The sequence below is a fragment of the Ruegeria sp. CF1 genome, assembly GCF_056537445.1.
In genome coordinates this window covers 29,524-44,808 of the sequence record NZ_JBQFRN010000015.1, presented here as the reverse complement: position 1 = coordinate 44,808, position 15,285 = coordinate 29,524, and the positions used below count along the sequence as shown (strand labels likewise).

Here is a 15,285-nt window from a genome sequence, read left to right as displayed (position 1 = left end):
TGTAGGTGCTGTCATGAACCGTGCGGCAATCAGGTGTTTTTTGGGGTTCGACACCTAGCCCTGCTACCAAGCCTCAGCGCATTATCCCTTGTTTATATGGCTGTTTTGGGTGGGTAGGCGGCTTGTCCCCTGCATTTCCCCTGTGCCATGCTCACCCAAGTTCGATCTGTTGCCATCGAATGAAATCGTAAGAATTTCGCGGGCAAACATGTTGTATGAAGAGTACTTTGAAAAACGAACTTCCTCGGGCGTCAAAGCCAGTTACGACCCAATCACGTTGACATACCAGCTGAACACTTTACCCAATAAATTAAAATACTTGAATGGCGTTGGTCGCGGATGGAATGGAATTTGCAACGCTCACGCTCACGCTCACGCTCAAATCGACACGGCACATCTTGTTTTTTAGAAACCTCTTCTTGAAACAATAACAAACGCCACAAATCCAATAAGCGCAACCAAACCCACGGCCTTTGTCGGCGAACGCCTTTGAGAAATCCATCTTCCGTGGGAAAAATACCCCTGTAATATTTGTGCGTGCCCGGCATCTATGACGTATAGGTGATGTAAAAGCAGTACCAAACAGGCGACTAACGTCCAAATCAGCCCGAGTAGAATAGGCGCTACGATCACAAGTACCAACGCACCGCCTAGAATATAGAGGATGGTTTCTAGCATCGTCTGAAAACCTTAACACAGTCTCTGATCGCCTGCACCGTAGTACAGACTTCGCCGATAAGTCTCTCAATTTCGAAAGCACACTATGCCAAGAGGAAAGAACAAAATTTCCTGAGCTTCTATCCACTACAGCGCAGTAGCAAGGATGGACGCACGAAAATTGAGACTGGATATTCCGCAGGATCGTTCCCTTTAGGTCATCCAAACCAATCTGGCCACTAAACTCCACAAACACAACACTCACTGCGTCAAAGGCACCGGCTGTGTTGGCGAGGCATTGCTATGTACATTTACTATATTGCTGCGGTTCGGTGGGGCCGGGCTCAAAGTAGTCATTCGCCATGCTATCTCCCAACGACTGCTCCGCGGAAACCGCCGTCTGCTGAGCACTGTGTATTCTCCTAATTTGCGATGAGGTTACTCAGGAGCAGAGGCGAGCGCTGAGTGACGGCCCAAGTCCGGCTCGTATCTCTCTGGGTAAAAACCTTCTCCGGTTCCTGCTGCATAAATCTCCATAGCTTCGACCAATGTGAAGAAAGTGTTCTTGTTTTCATGGATGAACTCACCTTCATGCAGATAGATCGATGTGATACCCCAATCATTGATCGGATTTTTCTCGATGCGGCAGACCACTATCAGGCAGTCGCTATGGCGGTCCGGACATCCATCGACGAAATAGGATTTTCCATATTCGTTGGCTGCAAATACCGCTCCGAATGAAAGCGCCCGATAGTATTCCATCAATGTTCGATCCTTCCCAGGCTTAGGGCAGCACGGAAACTCCGACGGTGTCCGCCAGTTCATTTGCGCGGCACCCTCAGTTAGTGAAGGAATAATCTCGGGCAATTTCGGCTGTTCTTGTTGAGTGCGGTGTTCAAACAGCCATTCGCCCAATCCACCGCCCGAAGGAGATTTCGAGCTCGCTGCCCAGTTCTCAAGTTTTCGCTTACTCTCCGCAGCTTCTGATGCAGAGACTGCTCGCATCCAATCATATTGGCTCGGAAGCTGCTTATGCTTGGGCATCGCAGGATTAGAAAAGAATGCTTCAACAGAACCATATGCTTCAAGAACCCTCTTCAAAGTGATCGGGTTCAACAAGATATTCTCAAGTCTCGTGATCCAGCGTAGGTTTTCTGGGCGATTATTCATGCGGTTGGTGTCGATGTGATCGACAATATGCTGGCTGGATGAGGGTTCCCCATGGAAAGCCGTCGCGACTATCCGGTGAACTCTGTGGCTCCCAAAATTTGCGTAACCTGTGTTCGCATCCTTGGTGCCGAAGGTCCAGAAATTGTCGAGTTTGCGCTGTCTTCCGCTGGGTCGTTTCCGACGGAGTATCGCGCCGTTGTCGCGAACATCATAAATGTCCCCTTTGAAAGTGCAGGTTCGGGTCTCATTGAAAGTGTTGACGAATAGGTTTGACATTATTTCACCTTTGAATTGGACAGCCGAGAGCGCGACGCAGACGTGGCCTGCGCAGGTCTGGCATTGTTTTCGGGATTGCTTGATCAGCTTGTTTGAGGGGTCTCAGCAAATACCAGACTTATCGGAGTTGCAGGTCCGTTAACTACGTCTGAAGCCCATTGATAAACTTCGAATGCTGCACTTCTATAAGGACCTACAAATCCACCTTTGGCCTTGCCGACCGAAGGCCAAATTTTGCCGACTGACGAAGCCCGAAGCTGTTCGTTAGTGCGGTATATGTAGAAAACTCTTTCACCGGCACGCACCTCTGCTTTCATCGCGTCGATGATGGTCTTGTAGTCCTTGAGCAACTGGAACAATCCGACCTTGGTGTCTTGCGGGAAGGATTTGCGACCCGCAAGAATGTCTCGTGCGAACCGATCAGAGAACCCTCCGATTTCCGCTACGTCTCTCGCTGATAATCCAAGGTATGAGCACATTGTCGCATAAGCAGCGTCATGGCGATGCTGTCCATCCATCGTTTTCTCTCCTGAGTAGCGCGGCCCTTAGCCGTCTGCCAGTGAATGAATTTAGTTCCGATTTCGGAACAGGATTGGCTTAGTTCCGAAATCGGAACCTGTCAACTTATTTCTGGCAGTTAGACACAGCGATGATTGAACCAATCAATGGCCCCGTCTGGTCGCTCTCCGCCTCATTGCACCCAATTGCCTGCTTCGGGCTCGGGGGGCATCAGAATTTTTTTCGGGTGGCTTTTTTCGTCGCGAAGCAGATCATTTGCAGGTTTTTGTAGCGCGCCAATGTCTTTAGGCACTCCAGATTTAGAGAGACACTTATAAGAAGCTTACACCCAAAACGTGCCTGTACTTTGATAACGAAGCTGTAAGCCCCATAAGGATAGTGCACTTCAGGTCCATGGCCGAGCGTTGAGTACTAGCAAGTTTCTCTTTAGTGCTGCGTGTTGCAGGTATTTTTCCGCTTGCAGCCTTTTGGATAGAACGATTTGTTATGGCCAAACTCATTCGCGGATAAGAAGAAATGAACCCCATTACTCAATCAGAGATTAACAAAGCCGCGTGGGGTGCCTGTGACACCTTCCGGGGTGTTGTCGATCCTTCGATTTACAAGGATTACGTCCTAACCATGCTGTTCCTGAAGTACGTCAGCGACGTGTGGAAGGATCACCGCGCCCGCTATGAAGCCGAGCACCCTGGTGCTCCGGACCTCGTGGACGCCTTGATGCAGCAAGAGGCATTTGTCCTGCCCGCCGGTGCAAGCTTCGACGACGTCCACGCCCGTCGTCATGAGGCAGGCAATGGGGAACGCATCGACAAAGCCCTGCATGCCATCGAAGAGGCCAACGGCACAAAGCTGCGCGATGTCTTCCAGGACATCAGCTTCAACTCCAATAAACTGGGGGATGAAGAACAGAAAAACGATATCCTGCGGCACCTGCTGGAAGACTTCGCCAAACCGGCTCTCGACCTGCGCCCCTCGCGCGTTGGCAACCTCGACATCATCGGGGGGGCCTATGAATATCTGATCTCACGGTTTGCAGCATCGGCGGGCAAGAAGGCCGGTGAATTCTACACGCCCGCCGAAGTCTCTGAACTCATGGCCAGGTTGGTTAGTCCACAGCCCGGCGATGACATTTGCGACCCAACTTGCGGCTCAGCATCCCTGCTGATGAAATGCGGCAGGCTGATCCGTGATCACGGCGGCAAGGGTTATGCGCTTTATGGTCAAGAGGCCATCGGTTCCACCTGGGCGCTGGCCAAGATGAACCTGTTTCTACATGGCGAGGAAAACCATCAGATCGAATGGGGCGACACGATCCGCAACCCCAAATTGCGGACCAAGGATGATGCGCTACGGCACTTTGATATCGTTGTTGCCAACCCGCCCTTCAGTCTGGACAAATGGGGTGTTGAAGCCGCCGAGACGGATAAGTTCGCCCGCTTCCGCCGGGGTATGCCACCCAAGACCAAGGGCGACTACGCCTTTATCCTGCACATGATCGAAACCCTGAAACCCAAGTCAGGCCGCATGGCGGTGGTGGTTCCCCACGGGGTGCTGTTCCGGGGATCGTCCGAGGGGAAAATCAGGCAGAAACTGATCGAGGAAAACCTGCTAGATGCCGTGATCGGCCTGCCGGAAAAGCTGTTCTTTGGCACCGGCATCCCGGCGGCGATCTTGGTGTTCAAGAAACAGAAAGACGATGACAGCGTTATGTTTATCGATGCCAGCCGCGAATTCACTGCAGGCACCAACCAGAACGCATTGGAAGAGGCACACCTGACCAAAATCGCGGACACCTATCGCGCCCGCGAAACCGTGGACAAATACGCCTACCGCACCACAGCGGCAGAGATCAAAGAGAATGACTTCAACCTCAACATTCCGCGTTACGTGGACACGTTCGAGGAAGAGGCAGAGATCGACCTGATGGCAGTCCGTGCGGAACGCACCAAACTCAAAGCCGATCTTGCAGAGCTAGAGACCCAGATGGAGGGATACCTGAAGGAGCTTGGTTATGGTGCCTGAGGGGTGGAAACAGCAAAGATTTGGGGAAATCGTCGCGCTTGCGAACGGACAGGTTGACCCAAAGGAGGAGCCTTACGCTTCGATGCTGCATATTGGCCCAGAGAACATTCAAAGCGGCACAGGCAATCTATCTGGCGTGAAAACCGCAAAAGAGTGTGGAGTCATTTCTGGGAAATATGAGTTTGATGCCGAGGCCATCGTTTATTCAAAAATCAGACCCAATTTGAACAAGGCCGCCATGCCCGGTTATCCGGGCATTTGCAGCGCGGACATGTACCCAATCTGGGGTATTGAGGGTGTAGCGGACACTGAGTTTCTGTTGCATTTGATGCTGAGCAACAAGTTTGTCGCGGCGACAACAGCGGTTTCCTTACGAACAGGAATGCCGAAGATAAACCGTCCTGACCTGAACGCAATTCGTGTCGTTCTCCCCCCACTCGCCGAGCAACGGAAGATCGCGGATATCCTCTCGACCTGGGACAGGGCCATTGAAACGACTGAGGCCCTGCTGGCTACCGCCCGCACCCAAAAACGCGCCCTTATGCAAACCCTCCTCACCGGCAAACGCCGCTTCCCCGAATTCGAGGGGGAAGAGTGGAGGGAGGTGAAGGTAGGCGACATCTTGGAAGTTCGCAAAGAACGACAAGTGCCAACTGATGAAGTCCCGCTTTTCTCTCTCACTATCGAAGATGGAGTCACAGAAAAAACTGACCGCTACAATCGAGAATTCTTAGTCAAAGATACAAAAGCCAAGACCTATAAAGTAGTCCAGCCAGGTGACATCGTATTCAACCCGGCAAATCTTAGATGGGGCGCGATCAACTACCACAGGAGAAGCCATCCGGTGGTTGTTTCTCCAATCTATGAGGTGTTGTACGTCAAGGACAAACAGCGCAGTGATCTCAGGTTTGTTGCACAAGCCCTTAAGTCCGGTAGGCAAATTGCAAAATTTGCAGCAATGACCGAGGGGACACTAATGGAACGAAAGGCAGTGAAGATCGGCCCCTTTCTCGCGACAAAACTGCCATTACCTCCAACGCTCAACGAGCAGTCAAGGATCGCACAAGTCTTTGATGCAGCCGAAGAAGATATCACCGGCTTGACCACCCAAATCGACAAACTCCGCACCGAGAAGAAAGCCCTGATGCAACAACTCCTGACCGGTAAACGGCGGGTTGTGGTTTGATTTACGAAGAATGAAATTTGAGGACAGTTGATTATGAGCAGATATTGGGAAGATCGAAAAGATAATTCACCCCGGCCAGACCATAGAACACCTTGGGAACGCGATTATGCACGTGTGGTTCATTCGGCTGGATGCCGTAGACTTCAAGCAAAGACCCAGGTGCTTGGAATGGGTGATAGCGACTTCTACCGTACACGTTTGACCCACTCTCTCGAAGTCAGTCAAATCGGTGTTTCAATTACCAAGCGCCTGTACCGGCAGGCCGAAGAAGCCCTTGATGCGGGTACCGGAACTGATCGGGATCGCGCAGCCATCACGCATCTCCCTGATCCTATGTTGATGAGTACCATTTGCATGGCCCACGATCTGGGTCATCCGCCTTTCGGACATGGCGGCGAAGTTGCTTTGAATAGATGCATGCTGCCTTACGGTGGCTTCGAGGGGAATGGGCAGACCCTTCGGATCATGACCAAACTGGAGAAATATCCAGAAGGTCATGGGATGAACCTAACGCGACGGGCCATCCTGGGCGTTATCAAATACCCTGCACCTTATAGTGATGTAGTGGATTGGAGCATCGTTCCAGGTGGCGAGCCCGACGATCCGATGAGCGAGTTACCTTTGAAGGTGCAGCCTGACCACGCGCCTTTCAAAATGGTGACGCCGACAAGCTCTGTCTTTGTCGCATCGGACTATAAGCCACCTAAGTGCTATCTGAACGAAGAACATGATGACGTAGTGAAAGGATGGGTCGCCGCTGACCTGGAAGACTGGGCCACCATCTCATCCGCTCGGAAGTCTATTGGCAAGAAAAAGCATCCAAAGACCAAGTACAAATCCCTTGATACCTCGATCATGGAGTTGGCTGACGACATTGCCTACGGTGTCCATGATCTAGAAGACGCAATCGGTCTGGGTCTCATCCGCCGTCAGAAGTTTCTAGAGTGGTTTGAGAAGCACGACGACGTAGGCAACAAACGCTCAGCCGCTATTCAACCTCTCCTGGATAACTTCTTTGAGGGAAGTTTCGATACGTTTGTGCGACGACTTTTTGACGACGGTTCCGACACCCGCAAACACTCCATCGGACGCATGGTAGGTTTCTGTGTTGAGGGCACTCTTTTCGAGCATAGTCATCCCGATTTCATTGAGCCATTGTTCCAATACCAAGCTGTTTTTGATGCGAACGCCGGTGTTAGGAATGCGCTTGATACGCTTCAAGCCGTGGTTGTTGACCTCGTAATCAAGAGCACTCCCGTCCAGCAATTGGAATTCAAAGGCCAGAAAATGGTCACTGAATTGTTTAGTGCATTTGCGACCGATCCAAAACGATTGTTGGATGCTCGCACCTTCGAGCAGACGGTTCAGAGCGGGGGAAATACTGGCACAGCTAGGGTTATTTGCGACTATATCGCCGGGATGACCGATGAATACGCGACCAAGCGATATCAGCAGCTATTCGAGCCAAGAGTAGGTTCGGTCTTCGATAGGTTGTGAACGATGTCTGATCGTGCTCCCGACACCCGCGAAGAAGCCGCTTCAAAGCTCCCAGCACTACACATGATGATGGTTCTCGGTTGGAGGTACCTGTCTCCGGCACAGGCGCTGGAGAAGCGCGGATCAGAGCGGGCGGTGCTGCTGACGGATGTGCTGCGCGACCGGCTGCGGGCGCATCGTTTCAGCTTTAAGGGACAGAGCTATCCGCTGTCGGACATAGGCATCGATCAGGTCATTCGTGAGATCACCAGCACCGGTCTGAATGAAGGACTGATCCCGGCCAATGAGGCGATCTACAAGAAACTTACCCTGGGTGTGACCGTGCGCGAGGTGATTGATGCCAAGCCCACCAATGTCACCGTGCCGCTGATCGACTGGGCAGATGTCTCGGCCAACGCCTTCCACGTGACTGAAGAATTGAGCGTGGAGCGCCCGGCGGGCATGGGGCGGTATCGGCCTGATGTGGTTGGTTATGTGAACGGTATCCCGCTGGTGGTGATCGAAGCCAAGCGGCCCGTTTCATCAACCAAAGACAAGGCCATGGTTGACGAAGGCATCAGTCAGCACCTGCGCAATCAAAAACCTGACGGTATTCAGGACCTCTACGCCTATTCGCAACTCCTGCTGTCGATCACCGGCACCGATGGGCGCTATGGCACCACTGGGACGCCAGCCAAGTTCTGGGGAACTTGGACCGAGGAAGATATCACCGAGGCCGAGTTCCAATTGATCAAGTCAACGCGCCTCACAGCAGCCCAGGAAACGGCATTGTTTTCAGATAAGCCTACGTGGGCCAAGGCAGACTTTGATCGTCTCCACAGTGGGCCTGTGCTGCCCACGGAACAGGATCGGTTGGTCATCAGCTTGATGCAGCCAGACCGGCTGTTGGATTTTGTCCGGCGGTTTATCTTCTTTGATCGGAAAATCGGCAAGATTGCCGCACGGTACCAGCAGGTGCAGGGTACCAAAGCGATCCTGTCACAGATCACCAAGCAAAAGCCCGATGGCAGTCGCGAAGGCGGCGTGATCTGGCACACCACCGGGTCGGGAAAATCGAACCTGATGGTGTTTCTGTCCAAGGCACTGTTGTTGGATGCGGACCTAGCCGGATGCCGCATCATCATCGTGACCGACCGCGTTGATCTGGAAAAGCAGTTGGCAGCAACCTTCCTGACTGGTGGGGCATTTGGGTCTGCTGTGGCCACCAAGAAAGACGGTGAGAAGGCCAAGGTCCATTCTGGTCGTGATCTGGCCGAGCGTATCGGCTCAGGCAATGAACGCATCATTTTTACCCTGCTTCAAAAGTTCAACTCGGCCACCAAACTGCCTGAATGTAAGAACACTTCAGACAATCTGATCGTGCTAGTGGATGAAGGACACCGCAGCCAGGGTGGTGAAAACCACGAGCGGATGCGTCAGGCGCTGCCCAATGCAGCCTTCATCGCGTTTACCGGCACGCCGCTGTTGAAAGAGGATAAGACCCGCAACAAATTCGGTCCGATCCTGCATGCCTATACTATGCAAGATGCTATCGAGGATGGGGCCGTGACCCCGTTGGTTTATGAAGAACGAAAGCCCGTCGTTGATATCAATGATGCTGCAATTGATGCCTGGTTCGATAAGATCACGGTGTCATTGACCGAAGAACAGAAATCCGACCTGAAGCAGAAATATTCCAGCCGTGGGCAGATATACGGGTCAGCCAACAGGATTGACCTGATCGCCTGGGATATCGCCACACACTTCACCGAGAACTTCGCAAAGCTCGGATTGGGACTGAAAGCGCAACTCGCCACGGACAGCAAACTCTCAGCGATCCGATACAAGCAGGCATTGGATGCCACGGGTATGGTGACCAGCGCGGTGGTGATCTCTGCGCCTGATACCCGTGAGGGCCACGGCGACACAGATGAAACCAAGACACCAGAGGTGCAAACCTGGTGGAAGCTTAATGTCGGGAATGATCCAGAGCAGTATGAGACTGAGGTCATCAAGGATTTTGGCAGTGATGGAGCACCAGAAATCTTGATCGTAGTGGATAAGCTTCTGACCGGCTTTGATGAACCGCGCAACGCTGTGCTCTACATCGACAAACACCTCAAGGGGCATAACCTGCTTCAGGCCATCGCACGTGTGAACCGTTTGCACGACGCCAAGCAATTTGGGTATCTAATCGATTATCGCGGTATTCTGGCCGAACTTGATACCTCTATCCAGAATTACCAGGACCTCGCTGCGCAGACCCAAGCTGGATATGACATTAATGACCTGATCGGCACGGTGGCCAATATGTCTACCGAGTATAAACGACTGCCCGGACTGCATGACGCACTTTGGGCAATCTTTGCAGATGTGAAAAACCGGCAGGATCGAGAGCAGTTCCGACGAGCGCTGGTCCCACGGGTGGCTGATGATGGCTCGGGTCACAGCATCGATCACAATCAAAAAATCCGAGAAGATTTCTATGACGCGCTGACCGAATTTGGCATGTGCCTGAAACTGGCCCTGTCGTCACGGACGTTCTACGAGGATGGAGCTTTTGATGAGGCCACCATTCGCGGATACAAACGCGATCTAAAGTTCTTCACGGAACTTCGAGTGCAAGCCAAGCGCGATGCACAGGAAACTGTGGACTTCAGCGAATACGAGGACCAAATCCGCCGCATGGTGGACAAACAGGTTATTGGTCAAGAGATCGTTGATCCCGAAGGGTTCATCCATGTGGGTACCCTCGGACAGGATGATGACCCAAGTGATTGGTCCGATGACAAAACCAGAACCGAGGCTGACGTGATCAAGACCCGTGTGCGCAAGACCATTGAGCAGGACCTTATCGATGATCCCTATGCGCAGCGCGTCTTCTCGGAATTGTTGAAGGAGGCGATTGAGGCGGCGGAAGCCATGTTCGATTATCCTGGCAAGCAATACAATATGTTCAAAGACCTCGAAGAGCAGGTCCAGTCTCGATCCACACCCGGTGTGCCAGATCGGTTTGACGGGGAACCCCGTGCGCAGGCATATTTTGGTGCGCTGCTATCGCAATCCACGTCAGACGATGGGCAAGACGAAGAAAAGCTGATCGAAGAAGCGTTCCACATCAACGAAGTGGTCAACAACGCTGTGCAGGCGCATTCAATCAACCCAGGCAGTATCGAAGCAGAAATCAAGAAGTCCCTGTTACCGAGGTATTTCCAATTCCTGGGCGGGCTGGATGCGGCGAACGCGATGATCGATGAAATCCTTGCCATCGTCCGCGCTGGTGCGGCAAAGGGAGGGACATGACAGACTTCATCCTCGCTTATGGAGATCAACGCATTCCCTATCAGGTGACCATTGACCCAAAACGCACTGATCGGGTTGCCATCCACGTCAACCCTGATGGCACCGTCGATGTGGATGCCCCTGACGGGTTTGCAGACGCTGCCATTCAAAGCGCGGTGCAGAAGCGGGCGCGATGGGTGGTCAATCACGTTACCGAAGCACAACAACGCTATGCCCACCTGCGACCACGAGAATACGTATCAGGCGAACAAATCTTCTATCTGGGCCGTAGATATGTGCTCAAGGTTATTGATGCTGAGGATGGGCCGGAAACAGTTCGCCTTAAGGGAAACCGTTTGGAGGTCGTAACCGAGACCAGAGATCAATCCAAAATACGCGCCCGTGTTCGCGCATGGTACCGTGTCAAAGGGCGTGATTATATTGCCCGTCGGCTCAAGCTCATGGTCCCATCATTGCCGTGGGTTCAAAAAGAGCCGCCATTTCGGTTTCTGGAAATGTCACGCCAATGGGGAAGTTGCACCCCCAAGGGCGAGATCATTCTGAACCCGCATCTGATTAAGGCCCCCCGCCAGTGCATTGACTACGTCCTTGTCCATGAAATGGCACACTTGAAACACCATGATCACAGTCCTGATTTTTGGGCGATCATCGACAGCCACGCAGGCGATTGGCAAGCGGCCAAGCGCCATCTAGATGGGCTAGTGGAAGTGCTGTTGCGAGACTAGGTTTTTTGCTCATCTACTGCTGCGAAACGCTTAGCTGATTGTATTTTGCATTTCTGATCGGAACCACTGATCGGCGACGATGTCCGCTTAGAGAAGGCACCAAGCCAAGGTAACAAAATAGCTTCGCGCCCGAGAACCAGTAGAGGCGAAAGAGCGGTTTGCAGTCGAGTATGCTAAGCTGCAAAAGCGGTGGGCTTCGCTTCGAGCGAGACCAGAACCACTTCCCCTACCCAGCACGACGTAATCCGAGGTTCTCGCGGAACCGTTCGATTTCGCTGGCCATTTGAGCTCCACTGTATACCAGCGATGTCTCATGTCTGGCATATCTTCCGATACGATCTGCGCTCAACCAATTGAATGAACCGATGCAAAAGATATCCTCATCGGCGGCGACGATTTTGCTATGTAGCTGTTGGACCGGGTGGACGGTAACACCGATGGATGAAAGGCTGGCTTTGGCTTCATCAAATTGGCTTACGCCGTCGTTGTTGGTTTTCTTGTTCAATACTGGGTCAGCATAAACATCGATCTTTACACCGCGTTCAGAAGCTTCACGCAATAGCGACAAGAACCCGTTCTTTTCCATGGTGCTGTTGATAATCCAAGGACTGACAATCTCTATCGTCTTTTTGGCAGATGTGAGAACGTCGCGCAGGAATATGTCATGATCATCGGCATCGCGCAGCATTTGGATGCCCGTGGCTTTTGTCTTCAGGTCTTCACGAGGTTGGACATCAAACTCCAGGGCGTTTTCTGGTCTTGCAAACAAGAATTTGCTGAGCACCCCGCGGGGGCTACCACTAAGAGCAGACGAAAAAAGGTCCATATCTCCAAAGACCAAAAAGTTGTCCTTAGCGCGTGACACAGCAACGTTCAGCATCGAGGTGGAAGCGTCGATAAAGCCACCGTCCATGCCTTTTGCATATGTCGGAGAAAACAGGACTATGGGTCGTTCGGCTCCTTGTAGTGAATGCACAGTGCCGATTGTCATGGCTCCTGCACCTATCGTGCGGATGCCAACAGCGTTGCATGCCTGACGCAACTCTTGAGCTTGTTTCCCGAAGGGTGTGACTATAGCTGCAATGTCTTCGAGCCGCTTTTGATATTGGTTTTCCAGCGTGGCGCGGTTTTCATTCAGCCATGCAGCAATGGTTTTTGCTTCTGTGGGATTGAACCTGCTGCCACCCGCGAAGAACGCAGCTCCATCAATATGGAGGTAGCCCATTGGAGGGAAGGCTAGTTCCGTGGCTGGGCCTCGTTTTGGCTGCAAGTGTCCGCGATAGCATAAGGCATTACTGAATTCGATAATTTCGTCGTAGCAGCGTCGATGCTCGAAGAGGTATAGACCGCGATCTAAGTCCGGGTAGGGCTGAAAACGGGAGGCGCTTTGCGCACACGCCATTACACTGCCAGAGTTGGAAAGAAACCCAGATGCTAAAACATCCGACAAAGCAGTTTCATCCAAGTCTTCCGAAACAACGTCATATTTTGCGAGGTTCCCTATGTCGATTGCTTTAGGAATACTTGAAATTGGTTCAATTTGCCTTGTGTCGCCGACGACCAGTGCTTGCCTTGCCAACGCAAGAGACGGCGCTGCTATCTCAGGCAACACCTGTCCTGCTTCATCGATAATCAGTAAGTCGACAAAATCATACAGGTAGTCGTCGATGAACGTGTTGCCTCGCCTAGCGCGACAGGTCATTTTGCTTGGCAGAGTTGCGAAAGTCGCCACTGCACATGGTGTCAGCATCATTCGCCGTCGCCAACGCGGAACGACGGTTTTCCTTCCGGTGCGCTTCTGTTCCTTGTCGATGTCTGGGAGGACGTTCTCCATTTCGAGAAGCCAACGGCCTTCCCAATAATGTGTTGCGAGAAGAAACAGAGGAAATCGGATATTGCAATCAACAAAGCTATCAATCTCGTCAATATCCGCGTCCCTCAGCTCTGCGGATAACAACACTGCTGCTGACTGAAACTCCTTGGAAGCAGCCTTTGCCTCTTCGGTGATCGATGTTGCCCGTTTGAGGGAGTTTGCAGCGTCACTGACACCTGATTGTGCGTCAGATTTCATTTTCTGGATACTGCTTCCGGCGTCCGACAGGCTCGACAGCTGATCGGCGACTAGCTCAAATCCCGCTCCTCGAATAACGGCCCTTGCTGCTGCCATGCGTTTCCGTCTCACAGATGGCAAGAACGAGAATATGGCCAACAGAGCCGGTTCATTCGCGACGTGACTGTCCCATCGATTGAGCAGCTCTTGAGTTTTTGTTAAATCGTTTTGCTTGTCATTTAAGTGTTTCTCTAACTCTTCCAGCTTCTCTTCGGGTTCGTCGCCTAGATCTTTTGCCACCGTTTCGCGCGCTTTTTCCCACCGCGCAAGAGTTTCATCGAGGTTGGCCATCTTTGCTGCCAGCGATTTAATGCGTTCATGCAACCGCTCATTTACATCTTCGACCTCATCTATTCCTTCATCGTTGAATGCGTCGCGTGCTTTTGAAAGGAAGGCCTCTTTCGCTTCCGAAACGAACGCGTGAGTTTCCAGCGTTTTGATAAACGTCTCTGTTTGGTAAATCTTTGATGCTTCCTCTTCGCGAGCGGCTGAAGACAAAAACAGACCGAAACTCCGAATTCCCGGCAACCAACGTCCAGCAAACGGGCCAGTCCCAATTGCGTAGTCTTTCCCGAATGCGTCGATAATGTTTGTGACCGCTTGATTGTTGGCGGAAGCAGCGATGATTACTGGTGGCTCGCTCTTCTCCAAAGCCGCCTTAACCCAAGCACTAGCGATAGCCGAAAGAAGCAACGTTGTTTTGCCCGTCCCCGGAGGACCATTCACTGCAGTAATTTCGCCATGCTCCGCTTTAGCAAGGTGAGCCAACACGTCCCGTTGGTTTCTTGCTGTTGGGAACCTGTCGTTCGAGTGCCCCAAACGCTCAGACAAGCTATAAGGTTGTGGCAGAGAAGGCGACAATGGACGTGGAGAAACACGCGCATAATTTCGCATTAGAGATGGAACATCGTCACTGTCCACAAGGTCATCGTAAAGCGACAGAATACCGCGAACCATCGCCGAAGCGTTATCCGCAACTTCGAAAAACCCCGGGCTGCGTTCAGTGAATTCTGTGGTTTTGTCAAACCAATCGCCTGAAACTTCTTCGAGCAGTTGTTCAACAAATTTCAGATAGCGGGTCCAGCCTTCAGCATGTGCCTCAATTGAATGTTCTTCTCCAAATCCACCATTAGCCAAAAATCCATCCTGTTGTTCTACGGTGCCGATTGACAGCGCCCCACTAGTCAAAGGTTCTAGAAGATCGCGTGGGATAAGTGTTCGCCCTGGCAAAATGTAACCCGCTCGCGTCACGTTCGCTTCGGTAACAATAGGCGCAATAACATCTGGCAAGCCGTCTTGCCGCGCTGTGCCATGGCTAAGCTCTCGTGCGTAAACCCGTGGCCAAAGCCGGATTGGCACTAAACCTTCGTTTTCGTTTCGATCATCGAAAAGCTCTTGCGATTGCCTTGGGGGCAGCCGACCAGCTTCCAGCGACTGGATACTGAGCCGCATATTTCGCCGTAGTTCATTTACCCGGAAACGCCCCTTTCCAAACACGCTGTCGGAGACACTTGCCCTCCAATACTTGAGGAGGCTCTTTGACGTCTGAAGGTTAGAGGCAAGACTGTCTACGGGCATAATCTGAACCGGAATTCATAGTTTCGAGTTTCTGATAAAAGATTGGAGTGCAAATTTTGAGGCAAGGACTATTTCCAATAACGACATATGAACGGTGCCCCACACACGCTTTTGATTTCACGCCATATAATTGGGAAAACTTGCCAGTTCTGGCATCGTTTACAAAGTGCGAAGTCGTCGACCCTTAGCGATATTCAACGACAGCGAGTGAATACTGCGAGAACGCAGATAGCAACTGTGGGCAAACCTAATCTTTCCAGTGG

The 15,285-nt window shown here is 52.0% G+C and carries 8 protein-coding genes; 5 read left to right on the top strand and 3 right to left on the bottom strand.

Annotation, left to right across the window (positions count from 1 at the left end; all coding sequences use genetic code 11):
- Positions 1-1,095 precede the first annotated feature (1,095 nt).
- Positions 1,096-2,103, bottom strand: a complete 1,008-nt coding sequence (locus tag ACRZ96_RS19450; protein ID WP_480814956.1) for an HNH endonuclease signature motif containing protein — start codon at positions 2,101-2,103, stop codon at positions 1,096-1,098.
- A gap of 83 nt (positions 2,104-2,186) precedes the next feature.
- The gene (locus tag ACRZ96_RS19445; protein ID WP_480814955.1) at positions 2,187-2,621 is read right to left on the bottom strand and encodes a hypothetical protein; all 435 of its coding nucleotides are present in this window, start codon (positions 2,619-2,621) and stop codon (positions 2,187-2,189) included.
- A gap of 517 nt (positions 2,622-3,138) precedes the next feature.
- On the opposite strand from ACRZ96_RS19445, the gene ACRZ96_RS19440 reads away from it, so the two are divergent.
- The 5 genes from ACRZ96_RS19440 to ACRZ96_RS19420 are packed head-to-tail and all read left to right on the top strand — an operon-like array spanning position 3,139 to position 11,334.
- Entirely contained in the window at positions 3,139-4,644 is a 1,506-nt protein-coding gene (locus ACRZ96_RS19440; RefSeq protein ID WP_480814954.1) for a type I restriction-modification system subunit M, read from the top strand.
- Positions 4,634-5,830 (top strand): restriction endonuclease subunit S, encoded by a 1,197-nt coding sequence (locus tag ACRZ96_RS19435; protein WP_480814953.1) that lies wholly within the window; start codon positions 4,634-4,636, stop codon positions 5,828-5,830. The genes ACRZ96_RS19440 and ACRZ96_RS19435 overlap by 11 nt, the downstream gene beginning before the upstream one ends.
- Before the next feature lie 33 nt (positions 5,831-5,863).
- A complete protein-coding gene (locus ACRZ96_RS19430; RefSeq protein ID WP_480814952.1) occupies positions 5,864-7,327 on the top strand; it encodes an anti-phage deoxyguanosine triphosphatase in 1,464 nt (487 codons plus the stop codon).
- Between the two features lie 3 nt (positions 7,328-7,330).
- The gene (locus ACRZ96_RS19425) at positions 7,331-10,609 is read left to right on the top strand and encodes a type I restriction endonuclease subunit R (RefSeq protein ID WP_480814951.1); all 3,279 of its coding nucleotides are present in this window, start codon (positions 7,331-7,333) and stop codon (positions 10,607-10,609) included.
- Positions 10,606-11,334: a M48 family metallopeptidase gene (locus ACRZ96_RS19420; RefSeq protein WP_480814950.1), complete on the top strand. Its 729-nt coding sequence runs from the start codon at positions 10,606-10,608 to the stop codon at positions 11,332-11,334. The genes ACRZ96_RS19425 and ACRZ96_RS19420 overlap by 4 nt, the downstream gene beginning before the upstream one ends.
- A gap of 226 nt (positions 11,335-11,560) precedes the next feature.
- On the opposite strand, the gene ACRZ96_RS19415 is transcribed toward ACRZ96_RS19420, so the two are convergent.
- On the bottom strand, positions 11,561-14,734 hold the full coding sequence (locus tag ACRZ96_RS19415; RefSeq protein ID WP_480814949.1) for an AAA domain-containing protein: 3,174 nt from the start codon (positions 14,732-14,734) through the stop codon (positions 11,561-11,563).
- Positions 14,735-15,285: the final 551 nt, after the last annotated feature.

Bases quoted from the DNA above. Each gene is read 5' to 3' on its own strand.
- ACRZ96_RS19435 (WP_480814953.1), top strand. From the start codon at position 4,634: ATGGTGCCTGAGGGGTGGAAACAGCAAAGATTTGGGGAAATCGTCGCG.
- ACRZ96_RS19450 (WP_480814956.1), bottom strand. From the start codon at position 2,103: ATGTCAAACCTATTCGTCAACACTTTCAATGAGACCCGAACCTGCACT.
- ACRZ96_RS19440 (WP_480814954.1), top strand. From the start codon at position 3,139: ATGAACCCCATTACTCAATCAGAGATTAACAAAGCCGCGTGGGGTGCC.
- ACRZ96_RS19445 (WP_480814955.1), bottom strand. From the start codon at position 2,621: ATGGATGGACAGCATCGCCATGACGCTGCTTATGCGACAATGTGCTCA.
- ACRZ96_RS19425 (WP_480814951.1), top strand. From the start codon at position 7,331: ATGTCTGATCGTGCTCCCGACACCCGCGAAGAAGCCGCTTCAAAGCTC.
- ACRZ96_RS19430 (WP_480814952.1), top strand. From the start codon at position 5,864: ATGAGCAGATATTGGGAAGATCGAAAAGATAATTCACCCCGGCCAGAC.
- ACRZ96_RS19420 (WP_480814950.1), top strand. From the start codon at position 10,606: ATGACAGACTTCATCCTCGCTTATGGAGATCAACGCATTCCCTATCAG.